General features: G+C 63.0%; 4 protein-coding genes. 3 read left to right on the top strand and 1 reads right to left on the bottom strand.

Annotated elements, in window-relative coordinates; all coding sequences use genetic code 11:
- Nucleotides 1-67: 67 nt before the first annotated feature.
- From AC1Z1G_RS17745 to AC1Z1G_RS17735, 3 genes are all read left to right on the top strand, one after another.
- A complete protein-coding gene (locus AC1Z1G_RS17745; protein ID WP_483621363.1) occupies nucleotides 68-10,390 on the top strand; it encodes an amino acid adenylation domain-containing protein in 10,323 nt (3,440 codons plus the stop codon).
- On the top strand, nucleotides 10,387-13,557 hold the full coding sequence (locus AC1Z1G_RS17740) for a non-ribosomal peptide synthetase (protein WP_483621361.1): 3,171 nt from the start codon (nucleotides 10,387-10,389) through the stop codon (nucleotides 13,555-13,557). Before AC1Z1G_RS17745 ends, AC1Z1G_RS17740 begins: the two co-directional genes overlap by 4 nt.
- A 194-nt stretch (nucleotides 13,558-13,751) precedes the next feature.
- Nucleotides 13,752-16,181 (top strand): TonB-dependent siderophore receptor, encoded by a 2,430-nt coding sequence (locus tag AC1Z1G_RS17735; protein ID WP_483621360.1) that lies wholly within the window; start codon nucleotides 13,752-13,754, stop codon nucleotides 16,179-16,181.
- A gap of 134 nt (nucleotides 16,182-16,315) precedes the next feature.
- On the opposite strand, the gene AC1Z1G_RS17730 is transcribed toward AC1Z1G_RS17735, so the two are convergent.
- On the bottom strand, nucleotides 16,316-25,039 hold the full coding sequence (locus tag AC1Z1G_RS17730; RefSeq protein WP_483621358.1) for an amino acid adenylation domain-containing protein: 8,724 nt from the start codon (nucleotides 25,037-25,039) through the stop codon (nucleotides 16,316-16,318).
- Nucleotides 25,040-25,043 lie beyond the last annotated feature (4 nt).

Raw genomic sequence — 25,043 nt, 5'->3', positions numbered from 1 at the left:
GAGTGCATTCGTTTTATAGGAACGACGTGCCTTTGTGCTTCCTGCCTATCGACCCGGATGTTATGAAATGAATGCTGATGACGCCTTGAAACTCGCTCGCCGGTTTATCGGGTTGCCCCTGGAAAAGCGCCGGATGTTCCTCGCGGCCCTGAACAGGGAGGGGGTGGATTTCGCACAGTTCCCCATTCCGGTGGGCGTCGAGACCGAGGATCGTCATCAGCTGTCATACGCCCAGCGCCGCATGTGGTTCTTGTGGCAACTGGACCCGCAAAGCGGCGCCTACAACCTGCCGGGCGCGGTGCGTCTCAAAGGCCCGCTGAACGAGACCGCGCTGCAACAGGCGTTTGCCAGCCTGGTGGCGCGCCATGAAACCCTGCGCACGGCTTTCCAGCGTCAGGACGACGAGCGTATCGAGCAGGTGCCGGTGGTCGCTGCGTTGATGGTTCAACGGGCGGATTTCAGCGCGCTGCCGGTGGCCGAGCGTGAGCACGCGGTGATTGGCGAAGTCGAGCAGCAGTCGTTGCAGGCGTTCGACCTGGCCACCGGGCCGCTGCTGCGGGTCAAGCTGCTGCGCCTGGACGCCGAGGAGCACGTGCTGCTGCTGACCTTGCATCACATCGTTTCCGATGGCTGGTCGATGAACGTGCTGATCGATGAGTTCATTCGCTGCTACGACGCCCATGACCGGGGCGATGCAGCGGATTTGCCGCCGCTGGCGATTCAGTACAGCGACTACGCGTTGTGGCAGCGCCGCTGGCTGGAGGCCGGCGAGCAGGACCGTCAACTCGACTACTGGATGACGCGTCTGGGTAACGAACACCCGGTGCTGGAGTTGCCCACCGATCACCCGCGCCCGGCGATGCCGAGCTATCGCGGCACGCGTCATGAATTCGAACTCGACAGTGCGCTGGCCGAACAGCTGCGCGCCACCGCCAAGCAGCACAACATCACCCTGTTCATGCTGTTGCTGGGTGCCTTCAACATTCTGTTGCAGCGCTACACCGGGCAGTCGGACATCCGCATCGGCGTACCGATCGCCAACCGCAACCGCAGTGAGATCGAGGGGCTGATCGGTTTCTTCGTCAACACTCAAGTGCTGCGCGTGCAACTGAACGGCCAGACCCGCGTCGACGCGTTGCTGCGTGACGTCAAGGAAGCGGCGCTGGGCGCGCAGGCCCATCAGGACCTGCCGTTCGAGCAACTGGTGGAAGCGCTGAAACTGGAGCGCAGCCTGAGCCATACGCCGCTGTTCCAGGTGATGTACAACCATCAGCCGCACGTGGCGGACATCACCGCGGTGACCACCGCGTCCGGTTTGCAACTGAGCGCAGTGGACTGGCAAGGGCGCACCACTCAATTCGACCTCACGCTCGACACCTACGAGCGTGGCGGCCAACTGCATGCAGCGCTGACGTACGCCAGCGATCTGTTCGACGCGCCAACAATTGCGCGCATGGCCGAGCATTGGAAAAACCTGCTGCGCAGCCTGATCCGTCAGCCCGATGCCGCCATCGGCGAGCTGTCGATGCTCGCGGATGAGGAATACCAGCGCATCGTTCACGGCTGGAACCAGGCCACGGCGTTGGCCGAGCCCGGCACCTTGCAGCAACTGTTTGAAGCACAGGTCCAGCGCACGCCGGAGGCGCTGGCGCTGATCGACGGTCACTATGAATACAGCTACGCGCAGGTCAATGCGCGGGCCAACCAACTGGCGCATTACCTGCGCGAACGCGGCGTGGTGCCGGGCGTGCTGGTGGCCATTGCGATGCCGCGCACCCTGGACCTGCTGACCGGGTTGCTGGCGATTCTCAAGGCCGGTGGCGGCTACGTGCCGCTGGACCCGGATTACCCGGCCGAACGCCTGGCCTACATGCTCGAAGACTGCGGCGCACGCTGGCTGTTGAGCCACGCCAGCCTGCGCGCCTTGTTGCCGGAACAGGCTGGCGTCGAGCGCTTGTTCATCGACGAGCACGCGCCGCACTGGCAGGCCTGCTCGCCGCAGAATCCCGCGCTGTTGAATGACCCTCGTGATCTGGCGTACGTGATTTACACCTCCGGTTCCACCGGACGGCCCAAAGGCGTGAGCATTGAACACCGCAACACCACGGCCCTGATCGACTGGGCGCGGCAGGTGTATAGCCGCGAGGATCTGAGCGGTGTGCTGGCGGCGACGTCGGTGTGTTTCGACCTGTCGGTGTGGGAGTTCTTTGTCACGCTGTCGTGCGGCGGTTTCCTGATCATCGCCGACAACGTGCTGGCGCTGGCGCAGTTGCCGGCCCGCGAGCGCGTGCGGCTGATCAACAGCGTGCCCTCGGCGGCCACGGCGTTGCTCGCCGCTGAGGCGATCCCGGCCAGCGTGCGGATCATCAACCTGGCCGGCGAGGCGCTCAAGCAGAGCGTGGTCGACGGGCTCTACGCGTTGGCGCATCTGGACCACGTTTACGATTTGTACGGGCCGTCCGAAGACACCACGTATTCGACGTACACCCGCCGCGAAGCCGCTGGCCGGGCGAGCATCGGCCGACCGCTCAACGGCACCCGCAGCTACGTGCTCGATGAGCTGGGGCAGGTGGTGCCGGTGGGCGTGGTGGGTGAATTGTACCTGGCCGGTGTCGGGCTGACCCGTGGTTACCTGAACCGCGCCGGGCTGACGGCCGAACGCTATCTGCCGGACCCTTTCGACACCCTGGGCGGGCGTGCCTACCGCACGGGTGACCTGGCGCGTTACCGTGCCGACGGGGTGATCGAGTACGTGGGCCGGATCGACCATCAGGTCAAGGTTCGCGGTTTTCGCATCGAGTTGGGCGAGATCGAGGCCAAACTGCTGGAGCACCCGGTGGTGCGGGAAGCCGCGGTACTGGCTCAGGACCACGGACAGGGTCAGCAACTGCTGGCCTACGTGGCCACCGGCACCGAGTCGGTCGGTGCTGAATCCGAGGCTGCGTTGCGCCAGCAACTGCGGGCGCACCTCAAACTCAGCTTGCCGGATTACATGGTGCCGGCGCAGATCATGCTGCTGACGCACTTACCGCTGACCCCCAATGGCAAGCTCGACCGCAAGGCGCTGCCGCAACCCCAAGGCGTGACGCGTGACGCCGGGTTCTGCGCGCCGCTGGCCGGCGTCGAAGCGCAACTGGCGCAGATCTGGCAATCGGTGCTCGGCGTTGAAGAGGTCGGCCGCCAGGACAACTTCTTCGAGTTGGGCGGCGATTCGATCATCTCGCTGCAAATCGTCAGCCGTGCCCGGCAGGTCGGGATCAACCTTAGCCCCAAGGACATTTTCCAGTATCAGACCGTCGAGAGCCTGGCCGTCGTGGCCGGGCAAACCCCGCTGGTGGTTCAAGAGCAAGGGCTGGTCGGCGGCGACATGCCGTTGATGCCGGTGCAGGCGTGGTTCTTCGAGGAAGTAACCGAGCAGGCGCAGCACTGGAACCAGTCGGTGTTGCTGCGTGCCCGCGAGCCGTTGCGCGCCGAGGTGCTGAGCCAAGCGCTGCAAGCGGTGTACGCGCAGCACGATGCGCTGCGCCTGGGTTTTGCGCCGGGCAGTGAGCGGGCGCAGCATCGCCCGTTGGACGCGCAGGCCGGGCAGGTGATGCTCTGGCAGCGCACGGTCGAGTCGCTTGACCAGGTGACCGCGCTCTGCGATCAGGCCCAGGCCAGCCTCGACTTGCAACAAGGCCCGTTGCTGCGAGCGGTGTTGATCGAAACCCCGCAACAGCAGCGCTTGCTGCTGGCCATCCACCATTTGGTGGTCGACGGCGTGTCGTGGCGCATTCTGCTCGAAGACCTGCAACGCGCTTACCTGCAACTGCTCGCCGGCCAGCCCCCGCAACTGCCGGCCAAGACCAGTGCCTTCAAGGCCTGGGCCGAACGGTTGCACGCTTATGCCAGCGAACCCGAGTTGCTGGCGGAACAGGCCTACTGGCAAGCGCAACTGGGCGAGACACTGCCCGCGCTGCCCCAGGACAATCCTCACGGCAGCCTGAATAACCGCTACGCCCGGCGCCTGTCGTTGAGCCTCGACTCGACGCAGACCGAACGTCTGCTCAAGCACGCGACCCTCAGCTACCGGACCCAGGTCAATGACCTGCTGTTGACAGCGCTGGCCACGGTGATGTGCCGCTGGACGCAATCGCCGTCGGTGCTGGTGCAACTGGAAGGTCACGGTCGCGAGGACCTGTTCGAGGGCCTCGACCTGAGCCGCACCCTGGGCTGGTTCACCAGCCTGTTTGCCCTGCGCCTGACCCCGGCTGCGGAGCTGGCCGGGTCGATCAAGCAGATCAAGGAGCAGATCCGCGCCGTGCCGAACAAAGGCCTGGGTTATGGCGTGCTGCGCTACCTGGCCGAGCCACCGGTGCGCGAGCGCATGGAGGCGCTGGCCGAGGCGCGGATCACCTTCAACTACCTCGGGCAGTTCGACCAGAGCTTCGCCGACGACGCCTTGCTGGTGCCGTCCGGCGAGAGCAGTGGCGCCGGGCAAAGCCTGGCGGCGAGCCTGAGCAACTGGCTGAGCATCGACGGCCAGGTGTTCGAGGGCGCGTTGCGTCTGGACTGGTCGTACAGCAGCCAGATGTACCACGACGAAACAATCCAGCATTTGGTCGATGACATGCGCGCCGAGTTGCTGGCGGTGATCGAGCATTGCTGCGACGCCGGGCATCACGGCGTGACGCCGTCGGACTTCCCGCTGGCCCGACTCACTCAGGCGCAGCTGGACGCGTTGCCGCTGTCGGCCGCCGCCATGGCCGACGTCTACCCGTTGTCGCCGATGCAGCAGGGGATGCTCTTTCACACCCTGTACTCGCCGGGTGAAGCGGCGTACATCAATCAACTGCGGGTCGATGTCAGTGGCCTGGACATCGAGCGTTTCCGTGGCGCCTGGCAGGAGATGGTCAGCGCCCACGACATTTTGCGCACCGGCTTCATCTGGCAGAGTGACAGCGAGCAGCCGTTGCAAATTGTTCAACACGGCGTGACTCTGCCGATGACGGTGCTCGATTGGCGTGAGCATGCGGATCTCGAACACGCGCTGGACGACTTTGCCGACACGGACCGCGAGCAAGGTTTCGACCTGGTGCAAGCGCCGTTGATGCGCCTGACCCTGATCCGTCTGGACGAGCAGCGTTATCACTTGATTCACACCAGTCACCACATCCTGATGGATGGCTGGAGCAACGCGCAGTTGCTGGCCGAGATGCTCTCGCGTTATGCCGGCGAGCGGGTCGCGGCGCCGGGGCGTTATCGCCAGTACATCGACTGGCTGCAACGGCAGGACGGGGCAGTCAGCGAAGCGTTCTGGATGGAGCAGTTGCGTGACCTGGACGGCCCGACCCAACTGGCGGCGGCGTTGCCGCGTCAGGGCATGGCGGGCGAGGGCTATGCCGAACTCGATCTGCTGCTGGATACATCGGCCTCGGCTCGCCTCGGCGAGTTTGCCCGTCAGCACAAAGTCACCCTCAACACCTTGGTGCAGGCCGCATGGATGCTGTTGCTGCAACGCTACACCGGCCAGCGCTGTGTGACGTTCGGCACCACGGTGTCGGGCCGCCCGGCGCAGTTGCCGGGTATCGAGCGGCAGATCGGTCTGTTCATCAACACCTTGCCGTTGATTGCCGCGCCGGACGCCCGGCAAACGGTGGCGCAGTGGATTCAACAGGTGCAGGCGTTGAACCTGGCGATGCGCGAGCACGAACACACGCCGTTGTTCGACATCCAGCGCTGGGCCGGGTCGGCCGGCGAGGCGTTGTTCGACACGCTGCTGGTGTTTGAAAACTTCCCGGTTGCCCAGAGCCTGCAACAGAGTTCGGCCAGTGGCCTGACGTTCAGCGCGGCGCAGAACCATGAACGCACCAACTATCCGCTGGCCCTGACGGTGTACAGCGGCGAACGCCTGTCGCTGAACCTGGGTTACCAGCGCGAGCGTTTTGCCGACGACACCATCGGCCGGGTGATGAACCATTTGCGGCACCTGCTCGAACAGTTCGTCAGCAATGCCAACCTCGCGCTCGGCGCCCTGCAAACCGTGGTCGCCGAGGAGTACGAGGCCATCGTCCATGGCTGGAACCCGTCGACCCTCGAACAACCGGCACCGCTGTGCGTACAGCAACGCTTCGAGCAACAAGTTCAACTGCACGCGACGGCCCCCGCGTTGATTCTCGACGAGCGTCAGTTGACTTACGACGGCCTCAATCGTCGCGCCAACCGTCTCGCCCACAAACTGCGCGAGCTGGGCGTTGGCCCGGACGTGCTGGTGGGCGTTGCGGTGGATCGCTCGCTGGAAATGATTGTCGGCCTGCTGGCGATTCTCAAGGCGGGCGGTGCCTACGTGCCACTGGACCCTGAGTACCCGCAGGACCGTTTGGGCTGGATGATTGAAGACAGCGGCCTGCATTTGCTGCTGACCCAGCAACCGTTGCTGGCGCGCCTTCCGATCCCGGCGCATGTGCAGACCCTGTGCCTGGAAAGCGATCTGCAATGGCTGGCCGAGTACCCCGAAGACGATTTGCCGAACCTGGCGCAACCGAAGAATCTTGCCTACGTGATGTTCACCTCCGGCTCCACCGGCCGGCCCAAGGGAGTGGGGATTGATCACGCGTCGTTGGCGCGGCACACCGAGGTGGCGTCGGCGTTGTTCGAGCTGACCGCCGAGGACCGGGTGTTGCAGTTCGGTACGTTCAACTTCGACGGCTTTGTGGAGCAACTTTACCCGGCGCTGACCTGTGGCGCTTCGGTGGTGCTGCGCGGGGGTGAGTTGTGGGACAGCGAGACGTTCTATCAACAAGTGATCGAGCACGGCATCAGTGTCGCCGACGTGACCACCGCGTATTGGCACCTGCTGGCGCGGGATTTCGCCAGTCAGCCGCGCAACAGCTACGGACGGTTGCGTCAGGTTCACGCGGGGGGCGAAGCCATGCCGCCCGAAGGCCTGCTGGCCTGGCGTCAGGCCGGGCTGGAGCATATTCGCCTGTTCAACACTTACGGCCCCACGGAAGCGACGGTGACCGTGACGGCGCTGGATTGCGCGGACTACGTCAGCGGCAAGGTTGTACCGCCGCTGGTGATGCCGATTGGCAGCGTGCTCGACGGCCGCTCGATTTATCTGGTGGACGACTCCCTCAACCCGGTTCCGGTCGGGGTGGTGGGTGAACTGTTGATTGGCGGTGAGTTGCTGGCGCGTGGTTATTTCAATCGCCCGGCGTTGAGTGCCGAGCGCTTCGTTCCGGATGTGCTGGGCCGCGAACCGGGCGCTCGTCTGTACCGCACGGGTGACCTGGCACGCTATCGCGCGGACGGGGTGATCGAGTACGTTGGGCGCGCCGACCATCAGGTGAAGATTCGCGGTTTCCGGATCGAACTCGGTGAGATCGAGGCTCGGGTTCAGGAATACCCTGGCGTGCGCGAGGCGTTGGTGATGACGCTCGAGGGGCCGGGCGGGTTGCAGATTGCGGCGTGGCTGGTGCCCGGTAATGGCGATATCGTGAATGCCGACGCCGAAGTGCAGAGTGCCTGGCGCCAGGGTTTGCGCGAGCACCTCAAGGCGTTGCTGCCGGACTACATGCTGCCGACGCACCTGATTTTGTTGGCCCGTTTGCCGTTGAGCCCCAACGGCAAACTCGACCGCAAGGCACTGCCATTACCGGACATGAGTGAGGGCCGTCAGGGGTATGTGGCGCCGGTCACCGCCCTGCAACAGCAAGTGGCGCGGATCTGGGAAACCGTGTTGCAGGTCGAACAGATCGGCCTCAACGATCACTTCTTCGAGTTGGGCGGACATTCGTTGCTGGCCACTCGCGTGGTGTCTTGCGCCCGGGCCGAGGGCCTCGATACCTTGTCTCTGCGTGACCTGTTCGAATGCCCGCAGCTGTCGGCGCTGGCTGAACGCCTGGCCGAGCGTCAGGCATCGACTGCGTCGGGCCGGTCGTTACCGGCGCTGGTGCCGGTACCACGCGGTGCGACGTTGCCGCTGTCACTGGCACAACAGCGGTTGTGGTTGGTGGAGCGCATTTCCAGCGAAAGCGCGGCCTACAACATGCCGGCCGCGCTGACGGCACGCGGGCCGTTCGACCTGGCGCGCTTGCAGCGCAGTTTTGCCCAATTGATGCAGCGCCATGAAATCCTGCGCACCTCCTATCACGAAGATGAGGACGGCAATCCGCAAGCGCGGGTCAGCAATTGGGTCGAGTTGCCCATCGCTCTGCTGGACATCAGTGCACAGGTCAGCGAGGTCCGGGCACACATGCAGCAAGAGTGGTTGCTGACCTGCGCCGCCGAGCGCATCAGCCTTGAACAGGCACCATTGCTGAGGGCGCAAGTGCTCAAGCTGGGCGTTGAAGAGCACGTGGTGTTCTTCTCCATGCACCACATCATTTCCGATGCCTGGTCGATGGGGGTGCTGGTCGATGAGCTGCTGGCGTTCTATCACGCCGATGCCGACGATGGCTCGGCGGTGCTCGCCGCGTTGCCGGTGCAGTATCTGGATTACGCGTTCTGGCAGCAGCGCCTGCTTAACGAAGGCTTCCTGGCCCAGGACCAGCAATTCTGGCGAGAGCGCCTGCACGGTGTGCCGGCGCAGTTGCCGCTACCCACCGACTACCCGCGTCCGGCGCAGCCGAGCCACGACGGCGACAGCCTGGAATTGCGCCTGGAGCCGGCACTGTATGAACCGATCAAGGCCCTGGCCCAGGAATTGGGCTGCACGCCTTATTTGCTGCTGCTCGCGGCATTCCAACTGACGTTGCACCGCACCTGCGACGTGGCGGACCTGGTGATCGGCACCGACGTTGCCGGCCGTCAGCAACTGGCGCTTGAAGGTTTGATCGGGTTCTTCGTCAACGTGTTGCCGATGCGTTCGCGGTTGACCGTCGACCAACCATTCAGCGACTACCTGCAAGACGTGCGGCGCACAGCGCTGAGTGCCTATGAACATCAGGAGTTGCCGCTGGACCTGATCATTGAGGCCTGTGGTGTGGAACGCATCAAAGGTATCAATCCGCTGCTTCAGGTGTTGTTCGTGATGAATAACACCCCGACCGCGACCTTGCGGGTCGCCGGGCTGGAACTGGAGCCGTTGGCATTAAAAGAGCGCCACTCGAAGTTCGAGATGGGCCTGTTCGTTGAAGAACTTGGAAATAGCCTTGTTTGTAATTGGTCTTACGCCGTCGCCCTGTTCCGTCGCGAGCGCATCGAGCTGATGATGCGCAGCTGGATCGGCATTCTCGAGCAGGCGGTGCAAGACCGGCACACATTGTCAGGAGAATTCGTCATGCCCGTTGCACACCCGGTGCCTGCCATGGAAAAGGCCGCCAGCAAGAAGTTCGACAAGCTCAACAAGTTCCTCAAGAAGGCCCCGGCACCGGTGACGGCCGCCGAGCCTCAGGTACGTTTTCGCGAGTTGCGCGAGGGCCAGGTGTTTCCGTTGCTGGCCGAGCCAGGCGACAGCACGTTGGACGCCATTGAGTGGGTCAAGCACCACCGTGAGCTGATCGAGGAAAAACTCGCCAGCCACGCCAGCATCCTGTTTCGCGGGTTTGCGTTGAACGGTATCGATGAGTTCGAGCAGTTCGCGGAGGCGTTGCAGCCTGGGCTGTACGGGCGCTACGGCGATCTGCCAAAGAAGGAGGGCGGCAAGAATACCTACCGCTCCACGCCGTACCCGGAACAGAAAATGATCCTGTTCCATAACGAGAGTTCGCACCAGGACCGCTGGCCGCGCAAGCAGATGTTCTATTGCGAGCAGCCGTCACCGGTGGGCGGCGCGACGCCGATTGTCGACTGCCGCGAGATGTGCCGTCGCTTGCCGGCCGACCTGCTGGAGACGTTCGAACGCAAGGGCTTGCTGTATGTGCGCACCTTTACCGACAAGCTCGATGTGTCGTGGCGGCATTTCTTCAAGACCGACAGCCGCGAGGAAGTCGAAGCCCGCTGCCGTGAGTCGGGCATCGAGTGGACCTGGCTGGACAACGACGAGTTGCAGACCCGCACCCGTTGCCCGGCGGTCATCAGCCATCCGCTGACCGGCGCTCGTTCGTTCTTCAATCAGGTGCAACTGCACCATATTCATTGCCTGGACACCGATGTGCGTGAGGACCTGATCGCGATGTTCGGTCTGGATAACATGCCGCGGCATGTTTACTACGGCGATGGCACACCGATCGAAGACGAGGTGATGGAGCTGGTCGGGCGTTTGTATGAGGAGTGCGCAGTGCGCTTTGACTGGCAAAAAGGTGACGTGGTGCTGATGGACAACATGCTCGCGGCCCATGCCCGCGACCCGTATGAAGGCCCGCGCAAGATCGTCGTGGCGATGGGCGACATGTTCGACCGTTCGGGGCTGGAAACACCCCAGGCGCAACCGCTGCGTCAGGCGCAGGAAGAGGAGATCGGACTATGAGCCCGTCTTACGGTCAGGCCCTGAGCCCCGAGCAGCAAGCGTGTTTGAGCGGTTCGGCTGCCGATAGCCATCGTGCGTTGCTGCTGTTGATCGAGGTGCGTGGTGAGCTGGACCTGGCGCGTTTGCAGCGCGCCGCCGACCAGTTGTTGGCGCATCAACCGGTGTTGGCCACGCGTTTGATGCGGGTGCCAACGTATCGCGGTGTGCGCCAGACGCTTGAGCAACGTTCGGGGTGGCCGTTGCTGCACGAGCCAGCGGCGGCGCAAGGCTGGACGGCTTTCGAAGCGCACATGCGCACGCTGCAGCAGGAAGGTTTTGCTGAAGACGCACCGACTCTGGCGGTTTTGCATGTGTGCCGCCTGGGTGAGCAGCACCATGGCCTGGCGCTGCGTATTTCGGCGTTGCTGAGTGACCGGAACGGGTTGCCGGTTTTTTATGCTGCATTGCACCAGGCCTATGTTGCCGATCAATCGGTCGAGGTGGATCCCGAGGCGGCGCAGTATGCGCAGTACGTCGACTGGCGTGCAGAAATGGCCCAGGACGAAGACGCGGCGAGCGGTCACGAGTACTGGCGGCAAAGGGGGGCTGCGAACGCCCCGGCCCTGGCGTATCGACACAACGGGGCTACCGGGTTAGCGGGGCAAACGCTGCGGGTTGCACTCGACCCATCGTTGCAACAGGCCGTCGCTCAATATGCTCAGACGTTGGGGCAGCCGGTGACGCGGGTCATGCAAGCGGCCTGGTGGACGCTGTTGGCACGCATCAGCGCTCAGCCGCAGATGCAGGTGGGCTGGCGCCATGATTGCCGGCAGGACTATGAGTTTTTTGCCGATTGCATTGGCGTGTTCGAAAAGACCTTGCCACTGGTGATCGACGTGCCATTGCAGCAGAGCCTTGGCCAATGGTTACCAGCACTGGAAGCGCTGGCGGACGGGCACCTGACCTGGCAGGAACACTGGCCGGTGGAAGCGCCGCCCAGCGTGCAGCATCTGGCCTTTGGCGTTGCTCGCGAGGCTGCGTTGTCGCCCAAGGTGACCGCCGACGGGAACTGGTCGGTGCTGGCCGTTGAGGATGGCGGAGCGCCGTTTGAACTGGAGCTGCGGCTGATCGAGGCGGATGAACAGGTTCACGCCGTGCATGTGCGCTTTGCCCCCGAGCGTTACAGCGAGGCGTCTATCGACGGGTTGCTGGAACAATATCAAACGCTGTTGCGCAGCCTGACGGATGCCCCTGACACCGCGTTGGCCGATCTGCCATTGATCGGCGCTCGGGAGCAGGCGCGACAACAGCAGTGCGTTGGTTCGCCGTTGAGTCTGGATGGTCCGAACCTGCCACAGCGGATTGCCGAGTGGGCGCAACGTACTCCTGATGCACTGGCCTTGAGTTTTGCCGGTGAACAGCTGACTCACCGGCAGTTGGCCGAGCGCGTCGAGCAACTGGCCCGACAGTTGCGTGTCAACGGCGTGCAGCCGACAACGGTGGTGGCCCTGGCGTTGCCACGTTCGATGGATCTGGTGGTGGCCTTGCTTGCTGTGTGGCGAGCCGGAGCTGCGTGGGTACCGGTCGATCCGCAGTGGCCGGCGGCTCGTCAGGCGCTGGTGAGCGAGCAGGCCGGCGCGGTATTGACGGTCAGTGATCGTGCGCACTGGCACGGGCATTCGCCAGTGGTGTTGGTGGACCAGTTGACCGAAATTGACCGCGCAGTGACGTTTGACTGGGCGCCGGTCACTGCGGATCAACCGGCTTATCTGCTGTTTACTTCTGGTAGCACCGGTACGCCCAAGGGCGTGGTGATCGAACACCGGCAATTGCTCAGCTACGTGCTGGCCTCCACGGCCGCGCTGGGGTTGGCGGACTGCACGTCGTTCGCCATGACCTCCACCGTGGCCGCCGACCTGGGGCACACGACGGTGTTCGCCGCTCTGTTGCAGGGTGCGCCCCTGCACATTGCCAGTGATGAACACATGCAGGACGCCGAGCGCTTTGCCGACTTCCTGCAGAGCCTGCGTATCGACTGTCTGAAAATCGTCCCGTCGCACCTCAGCGCGCTACTCGATAAGGACCGCACTTACTTGCCGAGCACTTTGGTGCTGGGCGGCGAGGCCGTTGCGCCAAGCCTGGTGAAATTGATTTTCCAGGTCGCCCCGATGTGCCGTCTGTTCAACCATTACGGCCCCACCGAAACCACCGTGGGCGTGCTCTATCAGCCGCTTCACCAGCACAGCGACCTGAGCGCCGGCGTGCCCTTGCGTCGGGTGTTCGACGGTTGCGCGGTGTACCTGTTCGATGAGCACTTGCGCGAGGTGCCGGTGGGTGCGCTCGGCGAGTTGTACATCGGCGGCCAGCAAGTCGCGCGGGGTTACCTGCATGAGCAGGGGGGCGAGGCGTTTATCGAACACCCGCAGCGCTTGGGCGAGCGTCTGTATCGCAGCGGCGATCTGGGGCGTTATCTGCCGCAGGGCGGCGTGCAACTGGTAGGGCGTCGTGACCATCAGGTCAAGGTGCGTGGGTTCCGTATCGAGCTGGCGGAAATCGAACAGGCGCTGCTGGCGCAGCCGACCGTTGCCCAAGCGGTGGTGTGCACTTGGCGAGCGGCCGATGCCGATGAGGCTAATGTGCAATTGGTGGCGTATGTCCAGGCGCAGGACACGTCTGCCGAAGGCTGGCTCGACGCCGTGCGTGAACAACTGGCTGCCAGCCTTCCGGCAGCCATGTTGCCTGCGCATTTCTTTGCGCTGGAGCGTTTGCCCAGGTTGGCCAACGGCAAACTCGACCGCCAGGGTCTTCCGGCGCCGGAGTCGCTGTTGGCAGCGCAGGTCTATGTGGCGCCTGTCACGGCGTTGCAGACCCTGCTCGCCGACGGTATGGCGCAATTGCTGGGGGTTGAGCAACTGAGCATCGAGCAGAATTTCTTTGCCCTCGGTGGTCACTCGTTGCTGGTGATCAAACTGGTGTCGGCGTTGCGTAAGCAATTGCAGCTCGATGTTCACCCAGGTGTGGTGTTCGACCATCCGAGCGTCGTCGAACTGGCCGCTGCCCTGACCCGTGACGAGACGGCACCGGGTGCACTGGAGCGTACCGCTCAGGTACGTTTGAAGCTCAACAGTCTCACACCGCAACAACGTGAAGCGCTGCTGGCCAAGTCCCGAACCTGCGTCAACGCCTGATAACAATGCCCGTACCTGTTCGTCAGTGAATGACGAGCAGGCACGGGTTTTTTATTGCGTGAGATTTTTCTGATGTTTTGCACGAAACCTTTCCGGTTTTACGACGATGTTTCGTCTCATGCTTGATATTAAACAAGTAGCATTCTCATTAACGGCGCTTGCTGCTGAACTTTCAACTTTGAAAGGGCATATAAATGTCTGCTGAACGACACAAAAAAACCGCATTGCAGCGGGCCTTGGATTCAATCATGGGGCGCCATCAACCTTTGACGGCGGCTGTCCTGAGCCTGTCCCTGGGCCTGTCCGGTTCTTTGGCCGCAGCAGAGTTGAACATTGCGGCACAGTCGCTCGAAGGCGCGCTGCGGGAATTGGGGCAGCAATCCGGCCAGCAGATTCTTTACTCCCCGGACCTGGTTCAGGGCAAGCGCGGCATTGCGTTGCGCGGTGACCTGGATGTGCCTTCGGCCTTGCAGAAGTTACTCAGCGGCACCGGTATCTCCTACAAGATTGAAGACAACACCGTGCTGCTCAGCGGTGCCGTCGAAACCGGCGCAATGCAGCTCGATGCAGTGAAAATCGGTGGCGTGGCCATGGGCGCGACAACCGAGAACTCCGGTTCCTACACCACCGGTGCCACCAGCACCGCGACCAAACTGCCACTGACCCTGCGTGAAACCCCGCAGTCGGTGACGGTCATCACCCGTCAGCAAATGACTGATCAGGGGTTGGGCACCATTTCCGACGTGTTGCAGCAAACCCCGGGCGTGGCAGTGATGCATGACGACACCGAGCGCTTTAACTTCTACTCTCGTGGTTTTGGCCTGAACAACTTCCAGTACGACGGCGTACCGACCTCCGACTTCACCACCAACACCAACGGTCTGGGTGTACGTGACATGGCCATCTATGATCGGGTGGAAGTGGTGCGCGGCGCCACCGGCCTGATGAGCGGGGTGGGCAGCCCGGCCGGTGTGGTCAACCTGGTGCGCAAGCGCCCGACCAAGGAATTCCAGGGGTATGTCTCGGGCAACGGCGGAACCTGGGACCGCTACCGTACCGAGATGGACCTGTCCGGGCCGCTCTCGGAAAACGGTGCCGTGCGTGGCCGCGTGGTGGCTGCGTACGACGATGCCAATTCGTTCATCGACTATTACTCGTCGAAGAAGAACGTGTTCTACGCCATCGGTGAAGCCGATATCACTGACAGCACCATGCTCTATGGCGGTATCGACTATCAGAAAATCGACTCCAACGGGTCGAGCTTCGGCCAGTTGCCGTTGTTCTATTCCGATGGCAGCCGCACCGATTTCTCCCGTTCGATGAACCCGGCGGCCAAATGGGCCTTTGCCGACAGCGAAAGCACCAAGTACTTCGGCGGCGTCGAACAGCGTTTCGACAATGACTGGATGTTGCGGGTCGAAGCCAGTCACTGGAAGGGCGAGACCGAACAATTGCAAGGCAACATGATTGGCTGGGGCCCGTTCCCTGACAAGCAGACGCGTCAGGCGCGGTTGTTCCGCAGTCACAAGACCTACACCATCAACACCGATTCGGTGGACGTTTATGCCACCGGGCCGTTTTCGCTGTTCGGGCGCACTCACGACTTGATCCTGGGGATGAACGTCAGCGACCGTCGCTCCGATTATTTCTCGGAAAACGACAACAAACCGACCTTGTCCTTTGACTTCGACAAGTGGGGTAATAATCCGGCACGCCCGACCTCGTACAGCGCCTGGACAACCCAGGACTACCACATCAAGGAAGTCGGCGGTTTCGCGGCGGTGCGCCTCAAGCCGACCGATGATCTGTCGGTCATCCTCGGCAGCCGCGTTGTCAACTACAAGCGCGAAGGCGAGTTGGGTTTCAACTCCGATCCGGCGAACCCGGACCATGACGACGCGAAGAAAACCGGCAAGGTCGTGCCTTACGCCGGGATCGTTTACGACCTGAGCGAACAGCATTCGGTCTATGCCAGCTACACCGATATTTTCGAACCACAAAGCAACCGTGACATGGACGGCAAAGTTCTGGAGCCGATGGCCGGGAAGAACTACGAAGTCGGTTTGAAATCCGAATTCTACGGCGGCGCGCTGAACACCAGCGTCGCGCTGTTCAAGACCGAACAGGAAAACTACGCGCAGTACGTCGGCACCAGCATCACCGACCAGGATGCTTACGAGGGTGTGACCAACACCACCAAAGGCTTCGAGTTGCAGGCATCCGGTGAAGTATTGCCGGGCTGGCAGGTACTCGCCGGCTACACCTACGCTCAGCCGCGTGATGAGAAACACAAGCGCATCAGCCCCGAGCGTCCGGAGCGCCAGTTCAAACTGGCCACCAGCTACACACTCGACGGTCAGTTGAAAGACCTGACCGTGGGCGGCAACGTCACCTGGCAGGGCAAGACTTACTTCGTCAACGCAGACCTGCCGGCTGAAGCCAAGGAAGGCAGCTACGCGGTGGTCGGCTTGCTGGCGCGTTACGACATCGACAAACACCTGAGCGCTTCGCTCAACCTCAACAACGTGTTCGATCGTCAGTACTACAGCGGCTATGGCCTCTACAACAGCTACTTCTACGGCGACCCGCGTAACCTGATGGTGGGCCTCAAGTACCAGTTCTAACCGTCAGAGACAGCTAACTGCCCCCGCGCCGACCCACGCGGGGGTATTTTTTTGCCTGGAGGAAAGTGCCTGGCAGGGCAGGCGAGAAAGGGAAAGTGGCGACACCAGGATCGGTGCCGCCACGGGCGGGAGGGTTAGCGGGTGCCGAACAACGACTGGCTCAGGGACTGGATCAGTTGCGGGTCGAGGACAATCGCTTCGTGGTCGCAGTCCAGGGTCATCGACAGCGCCAGGCACTGTTCGCCGAACGCGGTTTTGAGCTGGTCTTCGAGGAGGCGGACCAGTTCAGGCTGTTTGTCCTGCCCGGCCCACCAGCAATGCAATGCAACTTTCAGCGGACGATAGTCGAACGCTTGCGCGAGTTCGCCCAGTTTTTCGCTGACTTCTTCCCCCAGCGCCAGTTCGTGTTCGCCCAGTATCAGGCTCGACAACTGCTCGGGGTGGTCCTGCAATTGCGCTTTGGCCCAGTCCATGAACAACGCTTCGCGCTCGCTCGGTGCGGTGTCGTGCAACGCCTGCTCATGCCAGCCTTCAGCGGCCTCGGCGCGCTGTGGGAACAGGCGCTTGAACAGCTCAAGGGCATTGCGCTGTTGTGGCGGTGGCGAGAGCACTTGCTGCGCTTGGACCGCTTGCCAGAACGGCTGCACGGACGCCGGTGGCGGCGCGTCGATCAAGCCCAGGAACGCCACTGTTTCACCTGCTGTTTCCAGACGATGGGCGACTTCCATGGCCAGGTTGCCGCCCAGCGACCAACCGGCGAGGGCGTATGGGCCGTGCGGTTGGACGTCGCGGATGTTTTGCACGTACAGCTCGATCATGGCAGCCCAACTGATGTCGCTCCAGGCGCCATCGGCAAAGGCTTTGCAGAGGATGCCGTAAACCGCAGACCGCTCGCTCAGCGCCGTCGCCAATGGCTGGTAGCTGTGGACCATGCCGAAGATCGGGTGGAAACAGAACAGCGGTGGTTGCGTGCCTTGATGCGGGTTGAGGCGCACTGTCAGTTGCTTCGACGGTGTTTGCAGGTTCTGGCACAGCGCCTCAAGGGTCGGGTGCCCCATGAAGTCGTGCAGGCTGAGCCGGGTGCCGCAGGTCTGGTTGATCAGACTCACGGCTTGCAGCACCAGCAGCGAGTGGCCGCCGAGTTCGAAGAAGTTGTCGTGCACGCCAACCTGTTCGACCTTGAGCACTGTTTGCCAGATCTGCGCCATCTGTTGTTGCAATGTCGTGCGCGGCGCAACATGGGCGGTGTGCAGGGCCACGGTGTGTGGGGGTGGCAAGGCCTTGCGGTTGAGTTTGCCGTTGGGGGTCAGCGGCAGTTTGGCGAGGAGCACCAGATGCCCCGGCACCATGTACGCCGGCAGATGGGCCTTGAGGTGATTGCGCAGCGCGTCGTGCAGTGCGGCATCGCCCTCGGCCCGCGCCGAATCTGTTGGCACCACGTAGCCGACCAGTTGCTTGCCGGTGGCGGCGTCGACAGCAATGACCACGGCTTCGCGAATGCCTTCGTAGCCTTGCAGGCAGGCTTCGACTTCGCCCAGTTCAATGCGGAAACCGCGAACCTTGACCTGATGGTCGGCGCGACCAACGTACTCGACGTTGCCGTCGGCGCGATAACGCGCCAGGTCACCGGTACGGTAGAGGCGTTCGCCATTGGCCTCGAACGGGTTGGGCACGAAGCGTTCGGCGCTCAGGGCCGGACGCTGATGGTAGGCCCGGGCCTGGCCGGTGGCGCCACCGATGTAGAGTTCGCCGACCGTGCCGATGGCTGCCGCGCAGAAGTCTTTGTCCAGCACATACAGGCTTCGGCCGGGCAGGGCACGACCGATGGGAATGCCATGTTCGGACAGGGTGTCGAGGTCCAGGCCGGAACATTCCAGGGTGCTCGACACCACGCTCGCTTCAGTCGGGCCGTAGGTGTTGAGCAAGCGCACGGCACCCAGGCCGGCGGCTTGCCAGTGACGCAAGCCTTCCACCGACATGGCTTCGCCGCCGACATGGACCTGCCGCAATTGACCGTAGCTGCGTGGGCCAGCCGCCGCGCAGTCGAGGGCAAACAGGTGCCAGTACGCCGACGGCAAGTCGGCGACGCTGATGCCATGATGCAGGATTTGCTCGTAGAGCGTCGCGGTGTCCCACACGGTTGTGCCGCGCAGTACCACTCGCGCACCTCGGCACAACGGTGGGTAGAACTGCTCGATGAAGCCGTCGAAACTGAACGTCGCGAACTGCAATACGCGGTCTTCGGCGCTCAACTGCGAATAGTCACCGGCAATGGCACAGAACTCGGCCAGTGCGCCGTGGGTGATGGCCACGCCCTTGGGCTGGCCGGTGGAACCGGAGGTGTAGATCACGTAGGCGAGGTTTTGCGGCATCACGCTGTGCGGCAGGTTATCGACGCTGTAGGCGTCCAGGCCTTCGCTCAGGTTTAGCGTGCACACCGTGGCCGGGATGGCCAGGCGTTCGCGCAACCGGTCTTCGATCAGCAGCAGTTGCAGGCCGCTGTCGGCGAGCATGTAGCGCAGGCGATCTTCCGGGTAGTTGGGGTCGAGCGGCACATAACCGGCACCGGACTTGAGAATGGCCAGCAAACCCACGGCCATGTCCAGTGAACGCTCTACCGCAAGGCCCACCAGCCGGTCAGGGCCAGCCCCCAGCGTGCGTAATTTACCGGCGAGCTGGTTGGCGCGGGCGTTGAGGGCGGCGTAGGTCAGGTGTTGGTCGTCGAGGACAATCGCTATGGCATCGGGGGTTTTCGCGACCTGGGCTTCAATCAGTTGATGGGCGCACAGCGTGATCGGGTAATCGACGGCACCGCCACGAGCATGACCGATCAGGGCCTGGTGTTGTTCATCGGACAAACCGTGCAGTTGCCCCAACGCCTGGTTCGGGTTGTCGAGCATGCGCAGTAACAGGCTGTCGACATGCCCTGCGATCTGCTCAATGGTGTGCCGGTCGAAATCGGCGAAGGCGTATTCGAAACTCAGCGACAGGCATTCGCCGAGTGACACGGCGACGGTCAACGGGTAGTTGGTTTGCTCAAAGTCCTCGACCTCGCCGAACACCAGTTCACCCGGTGCGGCTTGCTGCAAGGCTTCGGCCACCGGGAAGTTCTCGAACACCAGAATGTTGTCGAACAGCGCTTGTGCGCCCAAGGGCGACCAGCGCTGGATCTCGTGCAGCGGTGTATGTTCGTGTTCGCGCAGGTTCAAGTTGTGCGCCTGAACCTCGGCCAGCCACGCGGCAACGCTCTGGTTCGGTTGTGGGGTGGCGACGATTGGCAGGGTGTTGATGAACAGCCCCAACTGGCTCTCTACACCGGGCAGGTCCGCCGGGCGGCCGGCTACCGTGGCGCCGAACGCCACCGTGTTCTGGCCACTGTAGCGCGCCAGCAGGATCAGCCACGCCGCCTGAACGAGGCTGTTGAGCGTCACTTTCTGTTCGCGGGCGAACGTCTCCAGGGCCCGGGTCTTGCTGACGTCGAGCGTGTGCAGGTGAACGCCGTGGGCCTGGGTCGCCGAGGCGTCGAGGTGTTTGCGGCCAAAGGCACTGGCCAGTCGCGTGGGTTCGTTCAAGTCCAGTAACTGCCGGGTCCAGAAGGCCTGGCTGGCGGCGTGGTCCTGGCGTTGCAGCCAGCCGATGTAATCCTTGAAGCGCCCGATCAGCGGTGCAAGGGGTTGGTGGTCATAGCTTTGCAGCACTTCGCCCATCAACTGCGAGTTGCTCCAGCCATCCATCAGGATGTGATGGCTGGTGTAGATCAGGTGATAGGTGCGTTCACCCAGGCGTACCAGGGTCAGGCGCAGGAGTGGTGCCTGTTGCAGGTCGAAGCCTTGCTCGCGGTCGGCGCGGGCGAGTTCACGCAGTGCGGCCTGCGGTTGCGAGCGGCTGCGCCAGTCGAGTTGGCTGACCGGCAGGCTCAGGCGTTTGTGGACGATCTGCAACGGCTGCGGCAGTCCATCCTTCCAGAGGAAACCACTGCGCAGGATGTCGTGGCGCTCGACCACCGTTTGCCAGGCGCGAATGAAACGCCCGGCGTCCAGGCCATCAATGTCCACGGCCAACTGATTGACGTAGGTAGCGTCCTGACCTTCATACACCGAATGGAACAGCATGCCTTGCTGCATGGGTGACAGCGGATAAACGTCGTCGAGCTGGCGGGCGTCCACGGCAAGGCTGTCCAGTTGCGTCTGTGACAGTTGCGCCAACGGGAAGTCGGACGGCGTCACTGCGCCGGTCTGCGGGCTCAGGCAATGGCCGATCAGGGCGTGCAATTCGTCACGGTAGTGGTTGGCCAGTTGCTGGATCTGCGCCTCGTCGAACATCTCGCGGCTGAAGGTCCAGTTCAGTTGCAACTCGCCGCCGTAGACCTGCCCGTTGATGCTCAGCCAGTTGTCCAGTGGCGCGCCTGGGTCCTGGTTGTCGCCGCTGTCTTCGGCGGCGGGGCTGAACAGCGCGTGTTCGTCGAAGCTCTGGTCGAACTGGCCGAGGTAGTTGAAGGTGATTCGCGGGGTGGCGAGCGCGCGCAACGTTTGCTGCGTGTGCTCGTCACCGAGGTAGCGCAGGGCACCGTAACCGATGCCTTTGTCTGGAAGGCTGCGCAGTTGTTCCTTGATGGACTTGATCGAGTCGGCCAACTGCGACGCCGGTGTCAACCTGACCGGGAACACGCTGGTGAACCAGCCGACAGTGCGGGTCAGGTCGAGCTGTTCGAACAGGTCTTCGCGGCCGTGGCCCTCGAGCTGGATCAGGGCCGAGGCGTGCCCGGTCCAGCGGCAGATCACCCGCGCCAGTGCTGTCAGCAGCAGGTCGTTGACCTGGGTGCGATAGGCCGCCGGGGCTTCTTGCAGCAATTGTCGGGTCAGCAGCGGGTCGAGGCGGGTACTGACGAAGTGTGAGTGGCTGCCGGCCAGATCGGCATCACGCCGGGCACCCGGCAAGTCGCCCGATGCGCCGTGCAGCAGGGTTTGCCAGTAGTGCATCTGGGTTTGCAGGGCCGTGCCGCGGGCATAGCCTTGCAGGTGTTCGGCCCAGGCCTTGAAGGCACTGGTTTTGCCCGGCAGGTTCGGGGGCTGTCCTTGCAGCAAGGCTGCGTAACTGGTTTGCAGGTCTTCAAGCAGGATCCGCCAGGACACACCGTCGACCACCAGGTGATGGACCGCCAGCAACAGGCGCTGGCTGCCATCAGCGAGGTTCACCAGCAGGGCACGCAGCAGAGGGCCTTGTTTCAGGTTCAGGCTGCGTTGGGCGTCGTTGCACAGGGCCAGCAACGCGGGTGTATCGGCAGCCTCGCGTTCCCAGAGCAGAGGCTGATCTGTGTGGTTGACGGTGCGGTGGGCCGCTTGCCAGATGCCGTGATGAGATTCGAAGCCCAGACGCAGTGCATCGTGATGGCTGACCAGATGTTCCAGCGCTCGCGTCAGCGCCGTGGCGTTCACCGGCAGCGAAGGCTTGAGCAGGATCGACTGGTTCCAGTGTTGGCGCTCGGGCACCGGTTCTGCAAAAAACACCTGCTGGATCGGCGTCAGTGGCAAAGCGCCGTGGACCGGACCTTGCTCCAGTACCTGGGTGTCGAGGGCCTGCGCGACGCTCGCCAGGCTGTGGATGGTCTGGTGCTGGAACACGTCTTTTGGCGTCAGGCGAATACCGGCCTGGCGGGCGCGGCTGACGACCTGGATGGACACGATCGAGTCGCCGCCCAGTTCGAAGAAGTTGTCTGTGAGGCCGACCTGTTCGACCTTGAGCACGTCCTGCCAGATCTGCGCCAGATGCTGTTGGGTGGCGGTCTGCGGAGCCACGTAGGTGTGTTGAGTGACACTGAAGTCCGGCGCGGGCAGGGCCTTGCGATCCAGCTTGCCGTTGGGTGTCAGTGGCAGGCGCGATAGCAGCACCAGGTGCTTGGGCAGCATGTAGTCCGGCAGGCTGGTTTTGAGGTGATCCTTGATGTCGGTACGCAGCAGGTCCTGGTCCTTGGCCGACGCTTCACTCAGACTCAGGTCCAGCGGCAGGATGTAACCCACCAGTTGCTTGCCGGTCGGCCCGTCCATTGCCAGCACCACGGCTTCGCCGACGGCGGGGTGGTCTTGCAGGCGCGCTTCGATCTCACCGGGTTCGATGCGGTAGCCACGGATTTTGACCTGATGGTCGACGCGTCCCAGGTATTCGGTGACGCCATCCGAACGCAGGCGCACCAGGTCGCCAGAGCGGTAGAGGCGCCCGCCGTTGCTGTCGAACGGGTCCGCGACGAAGCGTTCGGCGGTGGTGTCCGGGCGCTGATAGTAACCACGGGCCAGGCCTTCGCCACCGAGGTAGAGTTCGCCGGCACTGCCCAGTGGCACGGGGTTGAGGTCGGCGTCCAGTACGTAGGCCGTTCGTGCGCCAACGATCTTGCCGATGGGGGCATAGGCGGCGTGGCAACTTTCATCGCGACCGGCCTTCCAGATCAGGGGTGTGACCACGGTTTCGGTCGGGCCATAGCCGTTGATGATGAACTGCGGTTGCAGCACCCGTTTGACCAGTTCGAAGCTGGCGTTGGGCACCGCATCGCCACCAAAGCAATAGATACGTACCGGTGGCGGTTCGGGGAACTGCCCGGCGTACTCGGCCAGTTGTTGCAGGTAGACCGGCGGGAATGCGACGACGCTGACCTGATGCTGGTGCAATGCCGCGTAGGTCTGTTCCACCGACCACAAGGTGTTGTCGCGGATCAGCAAACGGCCGCCGTGGGTCAGGGTGGTCAGCCAGCGTTCATGGGCACCGTCGAAGGCGAACGACATGAAATGCAGTTCGCAGTCCTCGGGGGTCATGCCATACAACTGGCCAATAGCCTGGCAATGCATGGTCAATGGACCGTGGGCGACACACACGGCTTTCGGCCGGCCGGTGGAGCCGGAGGTGTAGATCATGTACGCCAGGTGCTCGGGTTCGACCCGGCACGGCAGGTTGTCGTCGCTGCAGGCTTGCAGCCAGTCGCTGTCCTGATCGAGCACCAGGCTGTTAACGCCGTCAGGAATCGGCAGCACGTCGAGCAGGTGGTTCTGGGTCAGCAGCAGGTTGATGGCGCTGTCCTCGATCATGAACGCCAGGCGTTCGCGAGGGTATTGCGGGTCCATCGGCACGTAGGCACCGCCGGCCTTGAGAATCGCCAGCAGGCCGATGACCATGTCCATCGAGCGTTCAAGGGCAATGCCCACCAGCACGTCGGGTTTGACGCCTTGTTCCACCAGTTTGTGCGCCAGGCGATTGGCCCGGCGGTTGAGTTCGGCAAAGCTCAGCGATTGCTCGCCGAACAGCAGCGCCACGGCGTTCGGCGTGCGTGCGGCCTGGGCTTCAAGGGTCTGCTGGACACACTCACTGTGACCACCGTTGTAGTGGCTGCGGTTGAAGTCGCGCAGCAACGTCTGTTGTTCCGCCGCGCCCAGCAAAGGCAGGTCGCCGATGGATTGGGCGGGGTTACGGCACACGGCCCGCAGCAGGTTCAGCCAGTGGCCGGTGATCCGCTCGATGGTCGCAGCGTCGAACAGGTCGCTGGCGTAGCTCAGGGTGGCGCTCAGGCCCTGCTCGTGTTCGAGGGTGTTGAGGGTCAGTTCATACTGGGCGGTGCGGCGCTCCCAGCTGAGGTTCCTGACCTTCAAACCGGCAATCGCCGGAGCAACGCCAGCGTCTTCGTACTGGTGGTTGAGCATCACCTGGAACAAGGGGCTGTAGCTCAGGCTACGTTCCGGTTGCAGGGCTTCGACCAGTTGCTCGAAGGGCAGGTCCTGGTGGGCCTGCGCGCCAAGGGCCGTGGCCTTGACCTGCTGCAGCAGATCGCTGAAGAGGGTTTGGCTGTGCATCTCGGCCTTGAGCACCTGGGTGTTGACGAAGAAGCCGATCAGGCGTTCGGCTTCGGCCCGGTTACGGTTGGCCACCGGCACCCCGACACGAATCTGCGCCTGGCCGCTGTAGCGGTGCAACAGGGCTTGAAACGAGGCCAGCAGGAGCATGAACAGGGTGCAGTTTTCCTGCATCGCCAGTTGTTTGAGCTGCCTGGCCAGTGCCGGCTCGATGGGGATTTCACAGTCGGCACCGGCCTGGCTCTGCACCGCCGAGCGTGGGCGGTCGGCGGGCAGTTGCAATACCGGTTGTTCACCGCCCAGTTGTTCTTTCCAGTAGCCAAGCTGGCGCTCCTGCTCACCGGCCTCCATCCATTGACGCTGCCACGCGGCGTAGTCGGCGTATTGCACGGTCAGAGCGGGCAGGTTCGCATCGACCCCGTGTCTATACCCTTGATAGAGCGCGATCAGTTCCTCGATCATGATCGGCACCGACCAACCGTCCGAGACGATGTGGTGCATGGCCACCAACAGCACATGGTTGTCGTCGGCCAGTTTCAGCAGGCTGACCCGCAACAGCGGCCCCTGCTCCAGATCGAAGGGCTGGCTCGCCAGGCGTTCGACGAACGCCTGGATGTGCGCTTCATGCTCGGCAGCGGGCACCGCTTCGGCGTTTTCCACGTTCAGGGTGAACGCCCCGGCAGGGTGGATCACTTGCACCGCCTGGGCCTGATCCTGGGTGAAGGTGGTGCGCAGGCTTTCGTGACGCGCAATCAGCGCCTCGAAACTGCGTCGCAGTGCTTCAATGTCCAGCACGCCCTCCAGTTGCAGGGCCGCTGGAATATTGAACGCGGTGTTGTGTGGGTCGAGTTGCCAGAAAAACCACAGGCGCTGTTGTGCATAGGACAACACCGCCGGTTCTTCGCTGTGGCGCTTGAGGATCGGGGCAACGTTGTACAGGTTGATGCCCTGACGCTTGAGCAATGTCGCCAGCGCCTTGCGCTCTTTGGAAGACAGCGAACCGAGGGACGCGAGTAACTCTTGCACGCGA

Source organism: Pseudomonas sp. JL27(2026) (assembly GCF_056933555.1).
The sequence above is the reverse complement of the archived record's forward strand: the minus strand, read 5'-3'. Positions and strand labels throughout refer to the sequence as shown.